The 22,920-nt window shown below is 61.6% G+C and carries 16 protein-coding genes and 5 tRNA genes; 5 read left to right on the top strand and 16 right to left on the bottom strand.

The genetic code is table 11. The features are described 5' to 3' along the window. The first annotated feature begins 10 nt into the window (after positions 1 to 10). Complete coding sequence (locus EV674_RS06055; RefSeq protein ID WP_119012488.1) at positions 11 to 823, top strand: alpha/beta fold hydrolase; 813 nt, start codon at positions 11 to 13, stop codon at positions 821 to 823. Between the two features lie 43 nt (positions 824 to 866). Here the strand turns inward: EV674_RS06055 and fumC are convergent, their stop codons facing one another. Next, a complete protein-coding gene (gene fumC, locus EV674_RS06050) occupies positions 867 to 2,285 on the bottom strand; it encodes a class II fumarate hydratase (protein WP_119012489.1) in 1,419 nt (472 codons plus the stop codon). Positions 2,286 to 2,431: 146 nt separating this feature from the next. Between fumC and EV674_RS06045 the strand changes: the two genes are divergently transcribed. After that, on the top strand, positions 2,432 to 3,988 hold the full coding sequence (locus tag EV674_RS06045) for a fumarate hydratase (protein ID WP_119012490.1): 1,557 nt from the start codon (positions 2,432 to 2,434) through the stop codon (positions 3,986 to 3,988). A gap of 105 nt (positions 3,989 to 4,093) precedes the next feature. After that, positions 4,094 to 4,969 carry a glutamate racemase gene (gene murI / locus EV674_RS06040; protein WP_119012538.1) on the top strand — a complete coding sequence of 292 codons (876 nt, stop codon included), beginning with the start codon at positions 4,094 to 4,096 and terminating at the stop codon, positions 4,967 to 4,969. A 77-nt stretch (positions 4,970 to 5,046) separates the two neighbouring features. Here murI and EV674_RS06035 read toward each other — a convergent pair whose 3' ends face one another. The 13 genes from EV674_RS06035 to EV674_RS05975 all read right to left on the bottom strand — a co-directional run bounded on the left by EV674_RS06035 (position 5,047) and on the right by EV674_RS05975 (position 17,597). Next, the gene (locus EV674_RS06035) at positions 5,047 to 5,577 is read right to left on the bottom strand and encodes a M48 metallopeptidase family protein (protein WP_119012491.1); all 531 of its coding nucleotides are present in this window, start codon (positions 5,575 to 5,577) and stop codon (positions 5,047 to 5,049) included. A gap of 35 nt (positions 5,578 to 5,612) precedes the next feature. Next, positions 5,613 to 6,245 carry a DUF6806 family protein gene (locus tag EV674_RS06030; protein ID WP_119012492.1) on the bottom strand — a complete coding sequence of 211 codons (633 nt, stop codon included), beginning with the start codon at positions 6,243 to 6,245 and terminating at the stop codon, positions 5,613 to 5,615. 66 nt (positions 6,246 to 6,311) lie between these two features. Further along, positions 6,312 to 6,404, bottom strand: a tRNA-Leu gene (locus EV674_RS06025). 95 nt (positions 6,405 to 6,499) lie between these two features. Continuing rightward, positions 6,500 to 6,575 (bottom strand) — tRNA-Gly (locus tag EV674_RS06020). 106 nt (positions 6,576 to 6,681) lie between these two features. Next, a tRNA-Cys gene (locus EV674_RS06015) sits at positions 6,682 to 6,755 on the bottom strand. 55 nt (positions 6,756 to 6,810) lie between these two features. Then, a tRNA-Gly gene (locus EV674_RS06010) sits at positions 6,811 to 6,886 on the bottom strand. A gap of 82 nt (positions 6,887 to 6,968) precedes the next feature. Further along, positions 6,969 to 9,401, bottom strand: coding sequence for an endopeptidase La (gene lon, locus EV674_RS06005; RefSeq protein WP_119012493.1), 2,433 nt, complete (start codon positions 9,399 to 9,401; stop codon positions 6,969 to 6,971). A gap of 121 nt (positions 9,402 to 9,522) precedes the next feature. Then, positions 9,523 to 10,788 carry an ATP-dependent Clp protease ATP-binding subunit ClpX gene (clpX, locus tag EV674_RS06000; RefSeq protein WP_119012494.1) on the bottom strand — a complete coding sequence of 422 codons (1,266 nt, stop codon included), beginning with the start codon at positions 10,786 to 10,788 and terminating at the stop codon, positions 9,523 to 9,525. A 102-nt stretch (positions 10,789 to 10,890) separates the two neighbouring features. Then, positions 10,891 to 11,499, bottom strand: coding sequence for an ATP-dependent Clp endopeptidase proteolytic subunit ClpP (clpP, locus tag EV674_RS05995; protein WP_119012495.1), 609 nt, complete (start codon positions 11,497 to 11,499; stop codon positions 10,891 to 10,893). A gap of 127 nt (positions 11,500 to 11,626) precedes the next feature. Continuing rightward, positions 11,627 to 12,937: a trigger factor gene (gene tig, locus EV674_RS05990; protein WP_119012496.1), complete on the bottom strand. Its 1,311-nt coding sequence runs from the start codon at positions 12,935 to 12,937 to the stop codon at positions 11,627 to 11,629. A 77-nt stretch (positions 12,938 to 13,014) separates the two neighbouring features. Next, positions 13,015 to 13,101, bottom strand: a tRNA-Leu gene (locus EV674_RS05985). Positions 13,102 to 13,186: 85 nt separating this feature from the next. Then, positions 13,187 to 16,381 carry an efflux RND transporter permease subunit gene (locus tag EV674_RS05980; protein WP_119012497.1) on the bottom strand — a complete coding sequence of 1,065 codons (3,195 nt, stop codon included), beginning with the start codon at positions 16,379 to 16,381 and terminating at the stop codon, positions 13,187 to 13,189. A 7-nt stretch (positions 16,382 to 16,388) separates the two neighbouring features. Beyond that, positions 16,389 to 17,597 (bottom strand): efflux RND transporter periplasmic adaptor subunit, encoded by a 1,209-nt coding sequence (locus EV674_RS05975; protein WP_119012498.1) that lies wholly within the window; start codon positions 17,595 to 17,597, stop codon positions 16,389 to 16,391. An 85-nt stretch (positions 17,598 to 17,682) separates the two neighbouring features. Between EV674_RS05975 and hpnC the strand changes: the two genes are divergently transcribed. Continuing rightward, positions 17,683 to 18,528, top strand: coding sequence for a squalene synthase HpnC (gene hpnC / locus EV674_RS05970; RefSeq protein WP_241524884.1), 846 nt, complete (start codon positions 17,683 to 17,685; stop codon positions 18,526 to 18,528). A gap of 30 nt (positions 18,529 to 18,558) precedes the next feature. On the opposite strand, the gene EV674_RS05965 is transcribed toward hpnC, so the two are convergent. Beyond that, complete coding sequence (locus tag EV674_RS05965; RefSeq protein WP_119012499.1) at positions 18,559 to 20,175, bottom strand: FapA family protein; 1,617 nt, start codon at positions 20,173 to 20,175, stop codon at positions 18,559 to 18,561. A 16-nt stretch (positions 20,176 to 20,191) separates the two neighbouring features. Next, positions 20,192 to 21,829, bottom strand: a complete 1,638-nt coding sequence (locus EV674_RS05960) for a methyl-accepting chemotaxis protein (RefSeq protein WP_119012500.1) — start codon at positions 21,827 to 21,829, stop codon at positions 20,192 to 20,194. Between the two features lie 126 nt (positions 21,830 to 21,955). Here EV674_RS05960 and hpnD point away from each other — a divergent pair, with 126 nt between their 5' ends. Then, positions 21,956 to 22,795 (top strand): presqualene diphosphate synthase HpnD, encoded by an 840-nt coding sequence (gene hpnD, locus EV674_RS05955; RefSeq protein WP_119012540.1) that lies wholly within the window; start codon positions 21,956 to 21,958, stop codon positions 22,793 to 22,795. Positions 22,796 to 22,920: the final 125 nt, after the last annotated feature.

The raw sequence follows: 22,920 nt of genomic DNA, 5'->3' as shown, positions 1-22,920 counted from the left end.
GGATACAGCTATGTTTTTTAAAGTCAACGACGCCAACATCTACGCCTACACCGGCGGCAAGCCTTTCGATGCCGCGCGCCCCACGGTGGTGCTGATCCACGGTGTGCTCAACGACCACAGCGTCTGGGCTCTGCAAAGCCGCTACCTGGCCCACCACGGCTGGAACGTGCTGGCCATCGACCTGCCCGGCCACTGCCGCAGCGGCGGCGAGGCACCGGCCAGCGTCGAGGCCGCCGCCGACTTCATCGCCGCCTTGCTGGACGCAGCGGGCGTGCAGCGCGCCGCACTGGTGGGCCACAGCTGGGGCTCGCTGATTGCGCTGGAGGCCGCCGCCCGTCTGCAAGAGCGGATCAGCCACCTGGCGCTGGTGGGCACGGCCTACCCGATGAAGGTGTCGCCCGCACTCATCGAGGCCGCGCTGAACACGCCCGAGAAGGCGCTGCGCATGGTCAACGTGTTCTCGCGCAACACGCTGGCGCCGCCCTCGGGCGCAGGCTTTTGGGTGTATGGCGCCGGGCTGGCGCTGGGCCGGCGCGTGCTGCGCAGCAACCCGCAGGTCAACGTGTTCCACCGGGGCTTTGTGGCCTGCGACAGCTACGCCAACGGCGAGCAGGCCATGGCGCGCACCACCTGCCCGGTGCTGTTTGCGCTGGGTGCGGCAGACCAGATGACGCCGCCCAAGGCCGCGCAGGGCCTGATCGCCACGGCGCGCAGCACAGGCCAGCGGGTGCAGGTGGTGAGCCTGCCCTCGGGCCACAACCAGATGAGCGAAGCGCCCGACGAGACGCTGATGGCGCTGCGGGATTTTCTGGCCACGGCTTGAGGCCGCCTGAGGCAGCCAGCGCGCACCGGGGCGGCTCTGGCGCCTATGCGCCCGTCATGCGCGCGGCATCCACCCAGGCATCAAACTGCTCGGCGCTGACATGGCCCGAGGCAATGGCCGCTTCGCGCAGGCTGGTGCCTTCGGCGTGGGCCTTTTTGGCAATCTGCGCGGCCTTGTCGTAGCCAATGTGCGGGTTCAGCGCCGTCACCAGCATCAGCGAGCGCGCTACCAGCTCAGCGATGCGTTCGCGCTGGGGCTCTATGCCCACGGCGCAGTGGTCGTTGAAGCTGCGCATGCCATCGGCCAGCAGGCGCACGCTTTGCAGAAAATTGTGAATCACCATGGGCCGGTACACGTTCAGCTCAAAGTTGCCCGATGCACCGCCGATGTTGATGGCTACGTCGTTGCCCATCACCTGGCAGCACAGCATGGTCAGCGCCTCGCACTGCGTGGGGTTGACCTTGCCGGGCATGATGGACGAGCCGGGTTCGTTCTCCGGAATGGTGATTTCGCCCAGACCGCTGCGCGGCCCGCTGGCCAGCCAGCGCACGTCGTTGGCAATCTTCATCAGGCTGGCAGCCAGACCCTTGAGGGCGCCGTGGGCATGCACCAGCGCATCGCAACTGGCCAGGGCCTCGAACTTGCTGGGCGCCGTGACCAGGGGCAGCCCGGTCAGGTCGGCCAGCTCTTGCGCCACGGCCTGGGCAAAGCCCGCTGGTGCGTTCAAGCCCGTGCCCACGGCGGTGCCGCCCAGCGCCAGCTCACACAGATGCGGCAAGGCGGCGCGCACATGCTGCTCGCCATGGCGCAGCTGCGCCACCCAGCCGGAAACCTCTTGTCCCAGCGTCAGCGGCGTGGCGTCCTGCAAATGGGTGCGCCCCATTTTGACGATGCCATCAAACGCCTGGGCCTTGCCCGCCAGCGTGGCCCGCAGCGCATGCAAGGCGGGCAACAACTGCCGCGTCAGCGCATCGACTGCCGCGATGTGCATGGCCGTCGGGAACACATCGTTGCTCGACTGGCTCTGGTTCACATCGTCGTTGGCATGCACCAGGCGCTGCTGGCCACGCGGCCCGTCCAGCAGTTCGCTGGCGCGGTTGGCCAACACCTCGTTCATGTTCATGTGGGTTTGCGTGCCCGAGCCGGTCTGCCAGATGACCAGCGGAAACTCCTCCAGGTGCTGGCCGTTGATGATTTCATCGGCAGCCCCGATGATGACGGTGGCCTTGCCCGTCTCCAGCGTGCCCTGGGCGTGGTTGACGTAGGCGCAGGCGCGCTTGACCTGCGCCAGCGCGCGCAACAGCTCGGGCGCCATGCGCTCGCCCGAGATCGCAAAATGCCCCAGCGCACGCTGGGTTTGCGCCCCCCAGAGCCGGTCGGCGGGCACCGCAATGGTGCCCATGGAATCGCGCTCGGTACGCATGGCAGCGGTGCTGGCGCGGGAAGAAGAAAAGGCGGTCATTGGCACATCTCCTGCCTTCGGCCCGCAACACGCTGGCCGCGAAGGTGGCCACAGCATACCCCCGGCAGTCTCCCCCTGACAGCAAGGCGCAAGCCGTGCGGGAGATAATCGCAGCCTTCGAGAACACTGGAAGACCCACCCCCGCCATGACCACGACGACCATCCGCCAGCAAGACCTGATCGACTCCGTTGCCGCCGCGCTGCAATACATCAGCTACTACCACCCCACCGATTACATCGCGCACCTGGCCCGCGCCTACGAGCGCGAACAAAGCCCCGCGGCCAAAGATGCCATGGCGCAAATCCTGACCAACAGCAAAATGAGCGCCACCGGCCAGCGCCCCATTTGCCAGGACACCGGCATCGTCAACGTGTTCCTGAAAGTGGGCATGGACGTGCGCTGGGAAGGCTTTACCGGCAGCCTGGACGACGCCATCAACGAAGGCGTGCGCCGTGGCTACAACCACCCCGACAACACCCTGCGCGCCAGCGTGGTGGCCGATCCGCTGTTTGCCCGCAAGAACACCAAAGACAACACGCCCGCCGTGATCTTTACCGAGATCGTGCCCGGCAATAAAGTGGACATCACCGTGGCAGCCAAGGGCGGCGGCTCGGAAAACAAGTCCAAGATGGTCATGATGAACCCCAGCGACAACCTGGTGGACTGGGTGCTGAAAACCGTGCCCACCATGGGCGCAGGCTGGTGCCCACCCGGCATGCTGGGCATCGGCATTGGCGGCACCGCAGAAAAAGCCGTGCTCATGGCCAAGGAAAGCCTGATGGACGACCTGGACATGTACGAGCTGCAAGCCAAGGCCGCCAGCGGCGCCGCGCTCGATGACGTGGAAAAACTGCGCCTGGAGCTGTTTGACAAAGTCAACGCCCTCGGCATTGGCGCCCAGGGCCTGGGCGGCCTGACCACGGTGCTGGACATCAAGATCAAGATGTACCCCACGCACGCTGCCAGCAAGCCCGTGGCCATGATCCCCAACTGCGCTGCCACGCGCCACGCGCACTTTGTCATGGACGGCTCCGGCCCCGTCTACCTCACGCCCCCCAGCCTCGACCTGTGGCCCAAGATTGACTGGGAACCCGACTACAACAAGAGCAAAAAGGTCAACCTCGACACACTCACCAAGGAAGAAGTGGCCAGCTGGAAGCCCGGCGACACCCTGCTGCTCAACGGCAAGATGCTCACGGGGCGCGATGCCGCGCACAAGCGCATCCAGGACATGCTGGCCAAGGGCGAGAAGCTGCCCGTCGATTTCACCAACCGCGTGATTTACTACGTCGGCCCGGTCGATCCGGTCAAGGGCGAGGCTGTCGGCCCCGCAGGCCCCACCACCGCCACCCGCATGGACGGCTTCACCGACATGATGCTGGCGCAAACCGGCCTGATTGCCATGGTTGGCAAAGCCGAGCGCGGCCCGGTGGCCATCGAGAGCATCAAAAAGCACCAATCGGCCTACCTGATGGCGGTGGGCGGCGCTGCCTACCTGGTGTCCAAGGCCATCAAAACCGCCAAGGTGGTGGGCTTTGAAGACCTGGGTATGGAAGCCATCTACGAATTTGACGTGGTGGACATGCCCGTCACCGTGGCCGTGGATGCAGGCGGCACCAGTGCCCACATCACCGGCCCGGCAGAATGGCAAAAACGCATCGCTACGGGTGAGTTCAAGGGCATTGAAGTGGCTGCGGCCTAACGCCAGCGCCTTGGCCAAGGCCCTGTCAGAAACCGCCTTCGGGCGGTTTTTTCGGGCCCATGCCGATTTTTAAATGCTTTTTTGACTTTCTTGTCGCCTTTTGCCATGCAGCCTGCCTCGTCTCCGATTGGTGTTTTTGACAGCGGCGTGGGCGGGCTGAGCGTGTTGCAAGCGCTGCGTGCCGAGTTGCCGCACGAGCGCTTTGTCTACCTGGCCGATACGGCCTACGCACCCTACGGCGAGCGCGGCGATGTTTTTGTGGCCGCACGCACGCATGCCATTGCACAGTTTCTGCACACGCAGCACCACACCAAGGCCCTGGTGGTGGCTTGCAACACGGCCACGGCGGCGGCCATCCACGAACTGCGATCGCGCTACCCGGATATGCCGACCATCGGCGTCGAGCCCGCACTGAAGCCAGCCATAGCGCACAGCCGCACCGGTCGCATTGGCGTGATAGGTACCCAGGGCACGCTGGGCAGCGCCAAATTTGGCAGGCTGCTGGCGTCGCTGCAAGACCAGGCTGAATTCATCGTGCAACCCTGCGACGGGCTGGCCCACGCCATTGAATGCAGCACGGCCAGCCTCCCAACCGAGGCGCCCTCAAACGCTACAGAAATAAGAGCACTGTGCGCACGCTATACGGGCGCTATGGGCCGTTTTGGCACTGAACCAGGTGAGATAGACACGCTGGTTCTGGGCTGCACGCACTACGTGTTTGCACAAGACACATTGCGCAACCTGCTGGGCCCACAGGTGCAGTTGATCGCTACGGGCGAACCTGTGGCGCGGCACACGCGGCGCCTGCTGCAAGCCAGTGGCAACCTCAGCCCGGCCTCCAGTCCAGCCCCGACCATGCCCAACGATGAGCGCATTCAACTGCTGACCACGGGGCCGCTCGTATCCCTGCAAACGGCCGCTGCGCGCTGGCTGCAGTTGCCTGCACAGTGCTGTGGCACGGTAGATTTGCCCACCACATGACACCCGTGCTGCACCTCTCAATTTGAGGTCAAATCGGCCTCAAACGCCCGTACGATGGGCGCTAACAGCTACAAAAATCATAGCTCCTGAGCATCCCACAAACGCTCACCCGAGTGTTCCAGATGGGTCAGGTACAGGCGCAGGTCAAACTCGTACTGGTGGTAAGCGGGCTCCATGTACTCACAAAGCTGGTAGAAGGCTTTGTTGTGCTCACGCTCGCGCAGATGGGCCAGTTCATGGACGACGATCATGCGCAAAAATGCCTCGGGCGCCTGCTTGAACAGCGCGGCAATGCGGATTTCGTGCTTGGCCGCCAAACGGTTGCCCTGTACGCGCGACACCGTGGTATGCAGCCCCAGCGCATGGCGCACGACGTGGATTTTGCTGTCAAACACCACCTTGTTGACCGCATCGGCGTTGCGCAGGTGGCTGGTTTTCAACGCGGTGGTGTATTGGTACAGCGCTTTGTCGGTGCGCACGCTGTGTGCCTGGGGGTATTTGCGCTGCAACAGCGTGGCCAGCGCCGCCTTACCCTGCCCCATCAGGCGGCGCACCTGATCCTGCACCGTGCCGGGGTAGGCTTGCAGATAGGGCAAATCACTGTGCATGGTGCTTGCGGGCCTGGAGTACGGCCCGCCCAAGGTCAGTGCAGATGGCGCGGACGGCGCCCACCGCCACCGCCGTGGCCACCACCCGAGCCACCAGGGCCACGCGGCGGCTTGCCGATCTCCAGCGAGTTGACGAGGGCATCAAAACGCTGGGTAAACAACTTGTCGATTTCGGAGACAACGCCACCCAGCTCGGAGCCATCAAAGTGGCGCTCCATCATGTTCACCACGTCTTGCACCAGCAAATCGCGCTGCACTTGCATGATGGCGGCCGGCGTGGGCCCGACAAAGAGCATGACGAAGTCATCGCGCGATTCGGCATCGCTGTCTTCTTCGTCTTCATCAAACTGGGCATCGTAGAACGTGACTTCAATGGCTGCGCCTTGTTCAGACAGCTCATTGAGGCTCATGCACATTTCATCCAAGGACTGGCGGAAATCATCGTCACCGCGCACCGTCCAGCACATTCTCAGCACATGCTCTTTGGCGTCGAACTTGATGCCGGGCTCTTCTTCATAGGCACTGGCAGCACCATCGGCCAGCGAGCGCGCACCTGCATACGTCCACAGGGGCTTGAGCGCCTCTTGCAATTGCTCATACCGTGCATCGGGGCGCAGCAACACCTCACCATGCACATGAATCTCAAAAGGAGCGTTGTAATTTGACATGATTGAATCGCAGCCCCGGGAGCGAAAGCCGCCTTATGTAGTTTGCTGCCGTGTGAAATGCGTCTGTGGTGCCCCGAGCCGGGGTCGAACCGGCACGCCCCTTTTCAGGAAAGCGGCGGATTTTAAGTCCGCAGTGTCTACCAATTTCACCATCGGGGCCCTCGATAACCAAGGGCATCGCAACTGTCTTAGTGGCAGACCTGAATCTGCGTCACCCCAAAGAAAAAGGGAAGCTTAAGCTTCCCTTTTATAAATGGAGCGGGAAAAGAGTCTCGAACTCTCGACCTCAACCTTGGCAAGGTTGCGCTCTACCAACTGAGCTATTCCCGCGTTTTAATTTTTACTGACTTTAAGTATCAGCAATTTCGCAATTTTTTTATTATACCAGATTTTACTGCTGGTTTTTATTTTTGCCAAATTTTAAGAGCTTACATTCTGGAGGCGCGGCCCGGAGTCGAACCGGGCTAACCGGATTTGCAATCCGGGGCATAACCGCTTTGCTACCGCGCCAGAGAAAACCATTCTTCATGAGAAAAGGGAAGCACTTGCTCCCCTTTTCAAAATTTGGAGCGGGAAAAGAGTCTCGAACTCTCGACCTCAACCTTGGCAAGGTTGCGCTCTACCAACTGAGCTATTCCCGCATTTACCGAAGCTTTGTATTGTACTACGTTTGCTGCGATGACGTTATTGTAACGCAATTTTTGGCACTTTTCAGAAAAAACTTCAGTGTTTGATGGAATCTGGAAGAAGCGGGGCTTCCACCTTCTCCACTGCCGCAGAAACCACCACAGCAGCCGCCTCTTCAGCGGTCAAAGGCACAGGCTTGCGCTCCAAGGCGATGTCCAAAACTTTGTCGATCCACTTAACGGGAACGATGTTGAGACCACTTTTCACGTTATCCGGTATCTCTTGCAGATCTTTGACGTTCTCTTCCGGAATCAACACTGTCTTGATGCCACCGCGCAATGCGGCCAGCAGCTTCTCCTTGAGCCCGCCAATAGCAGTGACTTCCCCGCGCAGGGTGATTTCGCCGGTCATGGCCACATCGCCACGCACAGCGATACCTGTCAGCGCCGAAACGAAAGCCGTCACCATAGCTGCACCCGCACTGGGCCCATCCTTGGGCGTCGCACCGTCTGGCACATGGATGTGAACATCTTTCTTTTCAAAGTCTTCGTTCTTGATGCCCAACGCACGCGCGCGGCTGCGCACCACAGTGCGCGCAGTTTCCACCGATTCTTTCATCACGTCACCCAGCGAACCTGTGCGGGTAATGACGCCTTTGCCAGGCATGGTGGCAGCTTCGATCGTGAGCAAATCACCGCCCACTTCCGTCCAGGCCAAGCCAACGACCTGACCGATCTGATTTTGCAACTCAGCACGGCCATAGGTGTACTTGCGCACACCCAGATAATCCGGCAGGCTGTCGGCTGTCACCACGACCTGCGGCTCCAGCTTTTTCAGTTGCAAGCCCTTGACCACCTTGCGGCAGATTTTGGAAAGCTCACGCTCCAACGAACGAACGCCAGCCTCACGGGTGTAATAGCGCACCACATCGCGCACTGCCGATTCGGTAATGTCAAGCTCTTCAGACTTCACACCATTGTTCTTGAACTGCTTGGGCAGCAGATACTTCATCGCGATACTGGTCTTTTCGTCTTCGGTATAGCCCGACAAACGAATAACCTCCATGCGATCCAGAAGCGCAGGTGGTATGTTCATGGAGTTGGAAGTTGCCACAAACATCACGTCACTGAGATCAAAATCGACCTCCACGTAATGGTCGCCAAACTTGTGGTTTTGCTCCGGGTCCAGAACCTCCAGCAAAGCACTGGATGGGTCACCCCGGAAGTCTGTACCCAACTTATCGATCTCATCCAACAAGAACAACGGGTTACGCGCACCTGCTTTTGTCAGGCTTTGCAATACCTTGCCTGGCATAGCGCCAATATAAGTACGGCGGTGGCCACGGATCTCCGCCTCATCACGCATACCACCCAAGGCCATACGGACGTACTTACGCCCCGTAGCCTTGGCAATCGACTGTCCAAGAGAGGTTTTACCCACCCCTGGTGGACCGACAAGGCACAAAATAGGCGCCTTCACCTTGTCCACGCGCTGTTGCACAGCAAGATATTCCAAAATACGGTCTTTGACTTTGTCCAAACCATAGTGGTCTTCATTGAGTACCACTTCGGCATTGCCCAGATCATGCTTGATTTTGGTTTTTTTGCTCCAAGGCAACCCGACCAGCACATCAATATAGTTGCGCACCACAGTTGCTTCTGCTGACATAGGGGACATGAGTTTGAGCTTCTTCAGCTCACTCTCTGCCTTTTTGCGCGCATCGACGGGCATTCTCGCGAGCTTGATCTTTTGCTCTATTTCCTCAATGTCGGCGCCTTCCTCACCTTCTCCCAGCTCTTTCTGGATGGCTTTGACTTGTTCGTTAAGGTAGAAGTCGCGCTGATTTTTTTCCATTTGGCGTTTGACACGCCCACGGATTTTTTTATCTACGTTCAGGATATCCACTTCCCTGTCAAGCTGGTCAAACAGATTCTCCAGCCGCAGCTTCACATCCGACAGATCCAGGACAGCCTGTTTGTTTTCCAGCTTGAGCGGCAGATGCGCAGCAATCGTGTCGACCAATCGCCCCGGATCATCAATGCTGGAAATGGAAGTGAGAATTTCCGGGGGAATCTTCTTGTTCAGTTTGACGTATTGGTCAAACTGCTGCATGACAGCGCGACGCAAAGCCTCAATCTCGCTGGGCTTGTTATCTCCCTGTTCTGGCTCTACCGGAACCGTCGTGGCCACAAAATGCGTCTGCACATCTTCAATTGACTGCACCAAAGCACGCTGTTGCCCCTCCACCAGCACCTTGACGGTGCCATCCGGAAGCTTGAGCATTTGCAAGATGGTAGAGATGCAGCCCACATCAAACATGTCCGCAATCGAAGGCTCGTCCTTGGCTGCAGCTTTCTGGGCCACCAGCATAATCCGGCGATCAGATTCCATGGCCAACTCAAGGGCCTTGATGCTCTTGGGCCGCCCCACAAACAGGGGAATGACCATATGGGGAAACACAACCACATCGCGCAGCGGCAACAGCGGCAACTCGATAGGCGTGGCGGGTAGGGGAGTATGTCCGGACATGGAAAGCCTCATGAAACTGGATGGAATATGGTCCGCAGACAGGAATTTTCAACCTGCCAGCACGTCTGTACTGGCGTAAGGGTTGATTAACAAGAGAGGCACAACGTCCACAACAGGACTATCAAGCCTGCTTGACTGCTTCGCGGTAAACCAGCAACGGAGACTTGTTTTCTTCAATAGTGGACTCGTCCACCACCACCTTTTCGACGTTGCTGGAGGTGGGCAAATCGAACATCGTGCCAATCAGTGCCTGCTCCAGAATAGAGCGCAATCCACGTGCTCCCGTTTTGCGTGCCAGTGCCTTGCGGGCAATCGCTTTCAAAGCGGCAGGACGAATTTCGAGCTCTGCACCCTCCATGGCCAGCAATTTGCTGTATTGCTTGACCAAGGCGTTTTTTGGCTCCGTCAGAATCTGCACCAAGGCGTCTTCGCTCAATTCAGTCAACGCAGTCACCACAGGCATGCGCCCCACCAACTCCGGGATCAGACCAAATTTGATCAAATCTTCAGGTTCGATTTCCGAGAAAACGTCAGACAACGAACGCTGCTGCTTGCTCTTGACTGCTGCGCCAAAACCAATACCAGAAGCTTCCGTACGATTTTCAATGACCTTTTCCAATCCGGCAAACGCACCACCACAAATGAACAGGATGTTGGTGGTGTCAATCTGCAAGAAGTCCTGGTTAGGATGCTTGCGCCCACCTTGCGGAGGCACGCTGGCCATGGTGCCTTCAATCAGTTTGAGCAGCGCCTGCTGCACACCTTCGCCGGACACATCGCGGGTAATGGATGGGTTGTCTGCCTTGCGTGAAATCTTGTCGATCTCATCGATATAGACAATGCCGCGCTGCGCGCGCTCGACCTCGTAATTGCAGCTTTGCAGCAACTTGGCGACGATGTTTTCTACGTCTTCACCTACATAGCCCGCTTCGGTCAGTGTGGTGGCATCGGCCATGACAAAAGGCACGTCCAGCATGCGCGCCAGGGTTTGCGCCAGCAGTGTCTTGCCGGAGCCCGTGGGACCAATCAGCAAGATATTGCTCTTGGCCAGTTCCACATCGTCTTTTTGGGCTTTGTCTTTATGGCGCAACCGTTTGTAGTGGTTATAAACGGCCACCGACAAAGTGCGCTTGGCCATATCCTGGCCAATGACATAGTTATCCAGATTGGCTTTGATCTCAGCCGGTGTGGGCAGGTCGCCGCGCGCATCACGACCCGCCTCGGTGCCTGGCAATTCGTCACGGATGACTTCGTTGCACAGATCAATACACTCGTCGCAGATAAAAACCGACGGGCCGGCGATCAGCTTCTTTACCTCATGCTGGCTTTTGCCACAGAAAGAGCAGTAAAGGGTTTTTTCGCTGGAAGAGCCTTTTTTATCGGCCATGGGAAGAATGCCTTGTCACGGGAATAAGTTGTCGGGATGATAACCAAATAGAAACGGCGCTTTCCCTGAGGGAAAAACGCCGTCCAGGGTGCACATGCACGCTCAGGCGCGCTTGTCGATCACCTGATCGACCAGACCGTAGTCTTTGGCCTCTTGCGCCGTCAGAAAATAGTCGCGCTCAGTATCGCGCTCGATTTTTTCCAGTGGCTGGCCAGTGCGTTCAGCGAGTATCTTGTTCAGTTGCTCACGGGTTTTCAGGATTTCGCGGGCATGGATTTCGATCTCGGTAGCTTGGCCCTGCATGCCGCCCAGAGGCTGGTGGATCATGACCTTGGAGTTAGGCAATGCAAAGCGCTTGCCCTTGGCGCCAGCGGCCAACAAGAAAGCGCCCATGCTAGCAGCCATGCCCGTACACAGAGTGGACACGTCGGGCTTGATGAAATTCATGGTGTCAAAAATCGCCATGCCTGCACTGACCGAACCACCGGGTGAATTGATGTAGAAAGAAATATCCTTATCAGGGTTCTCGCTCTCCAGGAACAACAACTGCGCCACCACCAAATTGGCGGTATGGTCGTTCACGGGCCCCACCAGGAAAATCACGCGCTCCTTGAGAAGACGCGAATAAATGTCATAAGACCGCTCGCCGCGGCCCGACTGCTCGATGACCATCGGGATCATGCCCAGGCCTTGTGTTTCCAGTGCGCTCATGTTTTCTCCTGTCAGGCGGGTACTGTACCCACAAACGAATTGGGGCTTGTGCGCCAAAGCACAAGCCCCCGGGATGCCATTCACCTTGCAGGCTCCAGCGCTGGGAGCACTGCTTCAGCGCACTGGATCAGCCCTGGCCCATCAGCTCATCAAACGAGACTGCCTTGTCCGTCACCTGGGCTTTGCCCAGGACGAAATCGGCCACGTTATTTTCGATGACCACCGCTTCGACTTCAGCCAAACGCTGGCGGTCGCCAAAATACCAACGCACCACGTCTTCAGGCTTCTCGTAGCTGGCAGCCAGCTCGTCGATGTGGGCCTTGAGTTGCTCGGGCTTGGCGTGCAACTCGTTGGCGCGTACCAACTCGGCCACCACCAAGCCCAGACGCACGCGGCGCTCTGCTTGTGGACGGAAAATGTCGGCAGGAATCTCGGCCTTGTCAGCATCCTTGATGCCACGCTGCTTCAGGTCAGCCCGTGCAGCTTCGAGCAGGCGCTCGATTTCGGCTTGCACGCTGGCATTGGGCAGATCCAGTTCGGCCTTGGTCAGCAGCGCATCCATGACCGCTTGCTTGTTGCGGGCCATCAAGCGGAACTTGACTTCACGCTCCAGATTTTTCTTGATGTCAGCGCGCAGGCCTTCGACCGTGCCATCAGCAATACCCAGCGACTTGGCCAACGCGTCGTTGACTTCAGGCAGGTGGGCTGCTTCGATTTTCTTCAGCGTGACCAGGAAATCGGCTGTCTTGCCAGCCACATCCTTGCCATGGTAGTCCTCAGGAAAGGCCAGCGGAAAGGTCTTGCTTTCGCCAGACTTCATGCCACGCACAGCATCTTCAAACTCTTTGAGCATCTGGCCTTCACCGACCAAAAACTGGAAGTCTTCTGCTTTGCCGCCCTGGAAAGGCTCGCCATCGAGCTTGCCTTCAAAGTCCACAGTGACGCGGTCGCCATCTTGGGCGGGCGCATCAAGGGCACGCTGGGCAAAGCTGCGGCGCTGCTTGCGCAGGATGTCCACCGTCTTGTCGATAGCGCTGTCGTTGACTTCAGCCGTGAGTTTTTCAACTTGTGCTTCGTTCAGATCACCGATCTTGACTTCGGGGAACACTTCAAACACCGCATCAAAAGTGACTTCACCTTCAGGTGCGCCTTCTTTTTCGGTGATGCGCGGCTGGCCTGCCACCCGCAGCTTGGCTTCGTTGGCAGCGCTGGCAAAAGCTTCGCCGACCTTGTCGTTCAGCACTTCGTACTGCACCGAGTAGCCATAGCGCTGCGACACCACATTCATGGGCACCTTGCCAGGACGGAAGCCGTCCATTTTCACGGTGCGAGCCAGGCGCTTGAGGCGCGAATCAACCTCGGTCTGGATCACGGAAAGGGGCAGGCTCAGCGTGATCTTGCGCTCGAGCTTTTCAAGGGTTTCAACGGTAACGGCCATGGCTCTTCCTAATTTGTCAGTCAAACATGCCTGCTTGCCCCGAGGCGGGCGCTGTATGCGGCAAGGTCTCACATGGGTGGTGCGCGGGGGGGGACTCGAACCCCCACAGTATTGCTACCGTCAGGACCTAAACCTGGTGCGTCTACCAATTTCGCCACCCGCGCAGTCTTCAAACAAACAGGCGGCAAGGGTCAATTTGCCGCCCGCATGAAACTGGTCAACTTTCGATTTTAACCTGTTGCAGAGCCATTAGCAGCCACCTGGTACTTCAGGTGGTGGTCGGCGCACCCGGAACCAGGCGGCATACATGGCAGGCAGCGCCAGCAAGGTCAGTACCGTCGCCACCACCAGCCCGCCCATGATGGCCACGGCCATGGGGCCCCAGAACACGCTGCGTGAGAGCGGAATCATGGCCAGCACTGCCGCTGCAGCTGTCAACACAATGGGGCGCAGGCGGCGCACTGCCGACTCAACGATGGCGTCCCAGGCGGGCACACCGCGCGCGCGGTCTTGCTCGATCTGGTCAATCAAAATCACTGAATTGCGCTGGATCATGCCCATCAGTGCAATCACGCCCAGCAGCGCCACAAAGCCGAAAGGCCGGTTCAGCAGCAGCAGCGCACCCGCCACTCCGGCAATGCCCAGCGGGCCGGTCAAAAACACCAGCATGGCGCGGCTGAAGCTGTGCAATTGCAGCATCAGCAGCGTGAAGGTGATGAACAGCATGATGGGCACGCCCGCCGCAATCGACGACGAGCCCTTGGAGCTTTCCTCCACCGCCCCTGCCACCTCAATGCGGTAGGCGTTCTGGCCAGCGTTATGCCAGGCGGCCTCAATCTGGCGCAGTTGCGGCAACAGCGCCTGCGTCACCGTGGCGCCTTGCAGGCCCTCGACCACATCGCCTTGCACCGTGATGGCGTAATCGCGGTTTTCGCGCCACATCACCCCCGGCTCCCAGGTGAATACCGGCTTGGCAATCTGCGTCAGTGGAATGGACTGGCCCGAGGCCGTAGGCAGGTAGGCATTGGCAATGTCGGTGATAAAGCGGCGCTCGTGCTCAGGCTGGCGCAGCACGATGTCGATGAGCTTGTCGCCCTCGCGGTACTGCCCCACTTGGGCGCCCGACTGCATCACCTTGGAGGCCTGGGCAATCGACTGGCTGCTCACGCCCAGCGCACGCGCCTTGGCCTGGTCAATCTCCAGGCGCAGCACCTTGACCGACTCGTTCCAGTTGTCGTTCACGCCGCGCATTTGTGGCGCAGCGCGCAGCGCCTCTTTGACTTCATCGGCCCGCGCACGCAGCACGGTCGGGTCGGTGCCCACCACGCGAAATTGCACCGGGTACGGCACTGGTGGCCCGTTGGGCAGCAGCTTGACGCGGCCACGCACCTCGGGAAATTCCGTGGCCAGCAGCGCAGGCAGCTTGACGCGCAGCGCCTCGCGCACCGCCAAATCCTGCGACAGCACGATGAACTGCGACACGTTGGTCTGCGGAAACACCTGGTCCAGCGGCAGGTAAAAACGCGGCACGCCCGAACCCACCCAGGTGCTCACGCTGGCCACGCCCGGCTCGGCGCGCAGGCGCGCTTCCACGCGGCGCGTGACCTCCTCGTTGCCCGCAAACGATGTGCCCTCCGGAAACCACACATCCACCAGAATTTCAGGCCGGCTCGAATCCGGGAAGAACTGCTGCTGCACCCGGCCCATGCCGACAATGCCCAGCGCAAAAATCAGCACCGTGACGCCGATGGTGATCCAGCGGTGCTCCACGCACCAATGCACTGCGCGGCGAAAGGCGGTGTAGAACGGGCTGTCAAACACCTCGTGCGGGTCGGCGGTGATGCCATCGGCCACGCCCGGGCCGGCGGGCAGCAACTGCACGTGGGCGGGCGTTTTGAGCAGCAGCGTCCCCAGGTAGGGCACAAAATACACCGACACAATCCACGACAGCACCAGCGCAATCACCGTCACGGCAAAGATGGCAAAGGTGTATTCGCCCGTGACCGATTTGGCGATGCCGATGGGCAAAAAGCCCGCTGCTGTGATCAAGGTGCCCGTCAGCATCGGGATGGCCGTGATCTCGTAGGCAAAGGTGGCGGCGCGCACCTTGTCGTAGCCCTCTTCCATCTTGCGCACCATCATCTCGACGGCAATGATGGCGTCGTCCACCAGCAGGCCCAGGGCGATGATCAGCGAGCCCAGCGAGATTTTGTGCAGGCCAATGCCCCAGTACCACATGGCCAGAAACGTCACCGCCAGCACCAGCGGAATGGTGATGCCCACCACCAGCCCGGGTCGGGGGTCGATGTACCAGCGCTTGTACCAAGGGTGGTGGCCGCTGCGCTGGTGCAAGCCCAGGGCCAGGAAACTCACGGCCAGCACAATCACCACGGCCTCGATCAGCACTTTGACAAACTCATTGACCGAACTGGCTACCGCCTTGGGCTGGTCTTGCACGTTGACCAACCGCACACCGGCGGGCAATTGCTTGGCGATGCGATCGGTGGTGGCGTGCAGCGCCTTGCCCAGGGCAATGATGTCGCCGCCCTTGGCCATGGAAACGCCCAGCGCAATCACCTCCTGGCCCTGGTGGCGCACCTTGACGTTGGGTGGATCCACATAGCCGCGCTGCACCTCGGCAATGTCCGACAGGCGCAGCTGGCGCCCCGAGGCACCGCGAATCGGCATGGCGCGCAGCTCGTCAATGGCATTGAACTGCCCCCCTACGCGCACCTGCACCACATCTTGTGGCGTCTGCACGGCGCCAGCGTTTTCGACCGCGTTTTGCTGGCCCAACTGTGCCAGCACCTGGTTCATGTCCAGACCCAGCTGCGCGAGGCGCTTTTGCGAGATTTCGACAAACAGCTTCTCATCCTGCACGCCAAACAGCTCGACCTTGGCCACATCGGGCACGCGCAGCAGCTGCTGGCGCACATCGTCGGCAAAGTTTTTCAGCTCGGCGTTGCTGAAGCCGTCGGCCTCCAGCGCGTAGATGACGCCGTAGACGTCGCCAAAGTCGTCATTGAAGAACGGCCCCTGCACGCCCTGGGGCAAGGTGTAGCGCATATCGCCCACCTTTTTGCGCACGGCATACCAGACGTTGGCCACCTCGCTGGCCTTAGAGGAGTCTTTGATCTGAAAGATGATTTGCGACTCGCCCGGCTTGGAATAGCTGCGGATTTTGTCGGCGTAAGGCACCTCTTGCAGCGTGCGTTCGATCTTGTCGGTGACCTGCTCGGCCACCTGCTGCGCAGTGGCGCCGGGCCAGTAGGTGCGCACCACCATGGCACGGAAGGTGAACGGCGGGTCTTCATCCTGCCCCAGCTGGAAATAGGCCCCCACGCCCATCAGCAAGAGCACCACCATCAGGTAGCGCGTCAGGGCCGGATGGTCGAGCGCCCATTTGGAAAGGTTGAAACCCGGTTTTGGTTGCACTGGCGTCATGGTCGGCTCACGGCTGGGAAGCAGCGGGGATGGCACCAGAGGCCGCAGCAGGCGCAAGGGTCAGGTCTTTGGGTGCTACTTTTTCAGGAGCTGCTTGCGCTGCACTGGCGGGCGTTTGAGCCCATTTTTGCTCATATACCGTCACCTTCTGCCCCGGCGAGAGCACATGCACGCCCGTGGCCACCACCTGCATGCCCGGCGCCAGGCCCGCAGCCACCACGGCGGCGTTGCCATCGGCCGTGGCGATTTGCACATCCTGCGAGCGCACGGTACTGGTGGCCGGGTCGTACACCCACACCGCCGTGCCCTGGCCCTGCTGGCGCAGCGCCGTGGTGGGCAGCGTGATGGCCGGTATGCCCACATGGCTGAGCACCTGCGGCGTGACGTACACCGTGGCCCCCAACGCGGGTGCCGTGGCGGCGTCTATGCCCACTTTGACGGCAAAGGTGCGCGTCACCGGATCGGCGCTGGCGGCCACCTCACGCACCCGCCCTTGCAGCGGCGCACCGCCTGCCCAGGCGCGCACGCCCACGGCCTGGCCCACCTGTATCTGCGCCACTTTGTCCTCGGGCACGGCAAACACCACATCGCGCGCACCGTCCTGGGCAATGCGCACCACCGGCGTGCCCGCCGCCACCACCTGGCCGGGCTCGGCTTCAATGGCCGTGACCACGCCCGCCACATCGGCCAGCAGCCGCGTGTACTGCGCCTGGTTGCCCTGGGCCGACGACTGCGCGCGCGCCTGCGCCAGCGCAGCCTGGGCGGCCTGGAGCGTGGCCTCGCGGCGCTGTAACTCGGCGCCGCTGATGAAATTCTGGTTTTTCAGGGCGGCATAGCGCTGCAAATCAGCTGCGGCCAGATCACGCTGGGTTTGCGCAGCGCTGACCTGGGCCTGCGCGGCCTGCGCGGCCAACTGGTAATCCTGCGGATCGAGCTGCGCCAGCACCTGACCGGCCCGCACCCGCTGGCCCAGCTCGGCCTGGCGCTGGACGATCTTGCCCGCCACCCGAAAGCCCAGGCGCGACTCCACACGCGCACGCACCTCGCCCGCATACTCCACCTGCGACTGCAATGCCCCCACGCCCACCGTCAGCAGTTTGACTGCACGCACCGGCTCGGGCAGCGGCTCGGGCCGCGAACAGCCGGTCAGCCAACCGGCTGCGGCACACAGAAAAAAAACCCCACAACGGGGCCACGGTGCGATCAAAGTGCGCATGAAAAAGTCCGGTGAAAAAATTACTGACTGACTGGTTAGTAATCTAGAGGATACCTGCCTGCGCTGTCAAGCGACAATCCACACCGTGAACACCCAGCCCGCCCCCATCACCCACTACGAGAACTTTCCGGTCGCCTCGCTCTTGTGCCCGCCGCACCTGCGCGCGCCCATCGCCGCCATTTACGCCTTTGCGCGCACCGCCGACGACCTGGCCGACGAGGGCGACGCCAGCACCGCGCAGCGCCTGGCCGACCTGGCCGCCTACCGTGCCGACCTGCACGCCATCGCCGCAGGCACAGCACCCTCGGCGCGCTGGGCCAGCGTGTTTGTGCCGCTGGCACCGGTGCTGCGCCAGACACAGTTGCCCGTGCCGCTGCTGGACGACCTGCTCAGCGCCTTTGCCCAGGACGTGCGCAAAACCGCCGCAGCCGCTGGCTACGCCGACCGCGCCGAGCTGCTGGACTACTGCCGCCGCTCGGCCAACCCGGTCGGGCGGCTGCTGCTGCACCTCTACGGCGTGAACAGCCCCGAGGCGCTGCAAGAGAGCGACGCCATCTGCACCGCGCTGCAACTGATCAACTTCTGGCAAGACCTGAGTGTGGATATTCCGCGCGGGCGCTTTTACCTGCCCGATGCCGACTGCGCCACCCACGGCGTGCAGCGCGCCGATTTATTGCCCCTGCACAGCACGCCAAATACTACTGAATTGATAGCTGCCAGCGCAGACTGGGCAAGGGCCACCATGCTAAAAGGTGCAAAACTGGTACACCGCCTGCCCGGGCGCGCTGGCTGGGAGCTGCGCCTGGTGGTGCAAGGCGGTTTGCGCATCCTCGACAAGATAGACGCGCCACGCGGCGCCAGCCTGCACACCCGCCCCCGTATCCGCGCCTGGGACGGCCCGCTGATGCTGGCGCGCGCACTGCGCATGTGAACGCGCCTGTGCGAGACGCTGTTGGCAGGCTCAGGCCAGGCGCGCCAGCAACTGCGGCGTGCCATCCGTGCCCGTGAACACCAGATCACCGCCAGCGTCCAGGGCAAACACACCGCGATCAAACTCGCGGCGCAGGCGGGCCGTGAGCTTGCACAACGACAACTCCACCGCCCCCGCCGTACCCACCGCCACCTCCAGGCGCGCGGCGCGCGTGGCCTCCAGCTCTTTTTCCAGCGCCTCGCGCTCTTTCAAGGACTTGCCCCACACCAGCACCGCCTGCTGCCACGAGGCACGGGCGCGCTCCAGAATGCCTTTGGGATCGGCCACCTTGAGTTGCTTGATCAGTTGCTCCAGCCGCGTCTCCTGGGCTTTTTCTTCGTCGATGCGCTTGAGCAAGGCGGCGTACTGCTCTTCCAGCGCCCGGTTCACGCCCAGCACCACCTTGGTGGCACCCGCCTTGTCCGAGCCCAGGGTGGACACACGCACCAGCATGGTTGCCGTGGCCACGCCTCCAATCAAACGCCCCTTTTGGCGCGAGCCCGCGCCCACAATGATCTGGTTGAGCGAATCAAGCTCGCACTCCAGGGCCATGTCCTTGATGGCAATCACGGTGCCGGCATGGATTTTGACGCCCTCGGCAAACCGCACTGTCACCGAGCCACCGGCCCGCAGCGCAGAGCGGCCAATCACCCCGCCCGCTACCTGGATGTTGCCGCCCGCTTCCAGCATGCCCGAGTCCACCATGCCATCGACCACGATGTCGCCACTGGCCACCACCTTCATGCCCTGCACCACCTCGCCCGTAACGTGGACGTTGCCATCAAAGTGGATGTTGCCCGTGGCCATGTTGACTTCTTTGAAGCGCACCACAGGCTCCACCGTCACGCCGCAATCGACCCGCACCGGCTGCCCGCTGACGGCGGCCACCAGCACGCAGGGGTCGTCGCTGGAGACTTCAGCGCCGCTCAGGCCTGCGGCAAAGTGCCGGTCTTTGCCTGGCTGGGCCTTGACCACGCCGCCCTTGACGCTGTGGCCATCAATGCCTGCGGTGGCCGGAGTGCGCCGCATCAGCGCATCGCCGGGCTGCACTGTCTCGATGGCGCCGCGTTCGCGGTAGTCGATCAGGCCGTTCTCGTCGAGTGTGGGCTCGCGATTCACGGTATGCGGCACCAGGTCTTCAAAGACAGCGTCTGCGCCATCCTGGGCATGTACCCCCCGGGCCACGATGACATGGCTGCAACTGCCCTTCTGGCAGGCCTGCGACACGGCCGTCTGGTCAATGCCAAACACCACACCGGCCAGGGTCAGGGCCTGCAAGGCCTGTTCTGGCGCAGCAGGCTTGCCACCCACGGGCGGGATGATGCTGAGCGTGGCCGTCATGCCATCGGAACTGGTGTGAACCTGGTACTCGGCGTCCAGGCGCTGCGCCAGCTGGATACCAAAAGGCTCCTGCTGCACATTGCACATCTCGGCCGCGCTGGCGATGGCCTCGGCATCGAGCCGGCAATCGCCGTAGCCTTCTTGCACCAGCAGTTGGTGCAAGGTGGCAGCGTCCATGGCAGCGCGCCCCTGCACAGGCTGCGAAACCAGCAAAATCTGGCCATCGGCTTCATTGAACGTAATGCCGGGAAAGTGGATTGCGGACATATGTCTCTCTGATTTCTTATGAGTGGGTCAGCGCCTGGGGGGCGCGCTTGCGCTGCGGGGCTATCGCCTGCGGTCTGCTGCCAGACTGCAAAGTAAATGAAGCGGCCAGACCAGCGAGCTGGCGCGACTGCTCCTGCAAGGCGCTGGAGGCGGCAGAGGTCTGCTCTACCAGTGCGGCGTTTTGCTGCGTCACACCGTCCAGGTCCGCCACCGCCTGGTTGATCTGCGCCAGGCCAGAAGACTGCTCACGGCTGGCCGAGGCGATCTCGCCCACGATGTCAGCCACGCGCTGGATGCCCGTCACGATCTCCTGCATGGTGGCGCCGGCCTGGGCCACCTGCTGGCTGCCCACGCCCACCTTGTCCACGGAGTTGGTGATGAGGGCACGCACCTCTTTGGCCGCTTCGGCACTGCGCTGGGCCAGGCTGCGCACCTCAGAGGCCACCACGGCAAAGCCCCGGCCCTGCTCACCCGCGCGCGCGGCCTCGACGGCAGCGTTCAGGGCGAGGATGTTGGTCTGGAATGCAATGCCGTCGATCACGCTGATGATGTCCACGATCTTGCGCGAGGAAGCGTTGATGGCCTCCATGGTGTCCACCACCTGCGCCACCACAGCCCCGCCGCGCTCGGCCACGCCGGTGGCGGCCACGGCCAGCTGGTTGGCCTGGTTGGCGCTGTCGGCGTTGTGCTGCACCGTGCCCGAGAGCTGCTCGGTGGCCGATGCCGTCTGTTCCAGCGAGCTGGCCTGCGCCTCGGTGCGATCGGACAAATCCTGCGTGCCCGTGGCCACTTCGGAGGCCGCACCGGCAATGGCGTCGGCACCACCGCGCACCTGGCCGATGGCGTTGTGCAGATTGGTGCGCATGGCTTCAACCTGGCCGAGCAGGGAGGCGATTTCATCGCTGCCGCTGCAAACCACCGACTGCGACAAATCGCTGTTGGCAATGGCCGCCGTGGCCTCACCGGCCTGGCGAAAACCCGAGCGCAGGCGCGACAGCAGCGTCAGCGACAGCACCGAGGCCGGAACACCGCCCAGCACCGTGGTCAGCACAAACACCAGCAGGGCGATGTTGTAGCGGTGCTCGGCGTCCTGGTAGGCCGCATCAGCGCGCGAAACCTGGTAGTCGCGGAACGCGGCCATGGACTTGATCAGGGCCTCGCCCTCGGTGCGGCTGGCTTCCAGGAAGCGTTCCATCACCTGCGGATTGAAATCTTCTGCCTTGATGGCGTCGAGGGTGGGGCGCAACTTGTCGCGCCAGGCGTTGCGCAGGCCCTGCTGGGTCTGGAGCAACTGCTGCGCCCGGGCATCGGTGGCTGCGCCGGCTTCGATCTCTTTGTTCAGCACGGCAGCCCGCGCCTGGTTATCGGCAATGGTTTGCAGGTGCAGGCTGGTGGGGTGGGAATGGACAGCCGCCAGAGGGCTGTCGGGCGCGTGCTGAAAGGCCAGCAACACCTGCATGCGCGTTTGCAACTGGATTTGTATGTTTTCTTCGGCCAGCAGCGCCCAGTGCATGGCCTCGGTGTGCACCGTCTTGAGGCTGTCACGGGCCGACACCAGCCCCCAGAGACTGACCGCCACCACTGCCGTGAAAGATATCCAATACGCCAAAAGCACGACGACAAAACGCTGTGTGATGCGCAGGTTGTTCAGCATGGGGGGCCTCTTGTTGTTCGGACGCGGGAATCATAGCGCTCACATCAGGACACAAAAGGGTGAAAAGCACATTTGCCATGGCCCGTTCCGCGAAGCAGCGCACCTGCCATGGGACAATCGCGCCCCATGAATCCGGAACAGTACGTCCAACAAAAAGCCGCCGCCTCGGGCAGCAGCTTCTATTACGCCTTTCTGTTCCTGCCCCGGCCCCGGCGCGCAGCCATCACGGCCTTTTATGCGTTTTGCCGCGAGGTGGACGACGTGGTCGATGAAGTCTCCGACCCCAGCGTGGCCCGCAGCAAACTGGCCTGGTGGCAGAGCGAGGTGACCAAGGCCTTTGCGGGCACGCCCACACACCCGGTCATGCAGGCACTGATACCGCACACCAGCGCCTACGCCATAGAGCCACGCCACCTGCAAGCCGTCATTGAAGGCTGCCAGATGGATCTGGAGCAAACACGCTACCTCGACTACCCCGGCCTGCAACGCTACTGCCACCTGGTCGCTGGCGTGGTGGGCGAGGTGGCAGCGCAGATTTTTGGCCAAACCGACCCGGCCACCACGCAATACGCCCACCGCCTGGGCCAGGCGCTGCAACTGACCAACATCCTGCGCGACGTGGGCGAAGACGCACTGCGCGGGCGCATCTACCTGCCCGTCAACGAGCTGCAAAAGTTCGACGTCAAGGCGCACGAAATTCTCAAGCGCGAATACTCTGATCGCTTTACCGCGCTGATGCGTTTTCAGGCCGAACGCGCGCACCAGCTCTACGACGAAGCGCTGGCCCTGTTGCCTGCTGCCGACCGGCGCGCACAAAAACCCGGCCTGATGATGGCCAGCATCTACCGCACCCTGCTGCGCGAGATCGAGCGCGACAACTTCCAGGTGCTGCACCAGCGCGTGAGCCTGACGCCGCTGCGCAAATTCTGGCTGGCCTGGAAGGTGCAGGCCCTGGGGCGCCTATGAGATCGCCCCCACGGTGGCCCACTGCGTGTGGCGCCCTGCCCCCCAAGGGGGCTGCATTTCGCCTTGAGGCGGCCCGGCGGCGAAACCTCGCCCCCACGGTAGCCCACTGCGCCGGGCGCCCTGCC

The organism is Simplicispira metamorpha (genome assembly GCF_004341365.1).
Lineage (GTDB): Bacteria > Pseudomonadota > Gammaproteobacteria > Burkholderiales > Burkholderiaceae_C > Simplicispira > Simplicispira metamorpha.
Note: the sequence above shows the minus strand (reverse complement) of the source record. Positions and strands in the feature narration are given on the sequence as shown.

Bases quoted from the DNA above. Each gene is read 5' to 3' on its own strand.
- tig (WP_119012496.1), bottom strand. From the start codon at position 12,937: ATGGCCGTTACCGTTGAAACCCTTGAAAAGCTCGAGCGCAAGATCACG.
- EV674_RS05960 (WP_119012500.1), bottom strand. From the start codon at position 21,829: ATGCTGAACAACCTGCGCATCACACAGCGTTTTGTCGTCGTGCTTTTG.
- EV674_RS05975 (WP_119012498.1), bottom strand. From the start codon at position 17,597: ATGCGCACTTTGATCGCACCGTGGCCCCGTTGTGGGGTTTTTTTTCTG.
- EV674_RS05965 (WP_119012499.1), bottom strand. From the start codon at position 20,175: ATGTCCGCAATCCACTTTCCCGGCATTACGTTCAATGAAGCCGATGGC.
- EV674_RS06030 (WP_119012492.1), bottom strand. From the start codon at position 6,245: ATGTCAAATTACAACGCTCCTTTTGAGATTCATGTGCATGGTGAGGTG.
- clpX (WP_119012494.1), bottom strand. From the start codon at position 10,788: ATGGCCGATAAAAAAGGCTCTTCCAGCGAAAAAACCCTTTACTGCTCT.
- lon (WP_119012493.1), bottom strand. From the start codon at position 9,401: ATGTCCGGACATACTCCCCTACCCGCCACGCCTATCGAGTTGCCGCTG.
- murI (WP_119012538.1), top strand. From the start codon at position 4,094: ATGCAGCCTGCCTCGTCTCCGATTGGTGTTTTTGACAGCGGCGTGGGC.
- hpnD (WP_119012540.1), top strand. From the start codon at position 21,956: ATGAATCCGGAACAGTACGTCCAACAAAAAGCCGCCGCCTCGGGCAGC.
- EV674_RS06045 (WP_119012490.1), top strand. From the start codon at position 2,432: ATGACCACGACGACCATCCGCCAGCAAGACCTGATCGACTCCGTTGCC.
- EV674_RS06055 (WP_119012488.1), top strand. From the start codon at position 11: ATGTTTTTTAAAGTCAACGACGCCAACATCTACGCCTACACCGGCGGC.
- EV674_RS06035 (WP_119012491.1), bottom strand. From the start codon at position 5,577: ATGCACAGTGATTTGCCCTATCTGCAAGCCTACCCCGGCACGGTGCAG.
- EV674_RS05980 (WP_119012497.1), bottom strand. From the start codon at position 16,381: ATGACGCCAGTGCAACCAAAACCGGGTTTCAACCTTTCCAAATGGGCG.
- clpP (WP_119012495.1), bottom strand. From the start codon at position 11,499: ATGAGCGCACTGGAAACACAAGGCCTGGGCATGATCCCGATGGTCATC.
- fumC (WP_119012489.1), bottom strand. From the start codon at position 2,285: ATGACCGCCTTTTCTTCTTCCCGCGCCAGCACCGCTGCCATGCGTACC.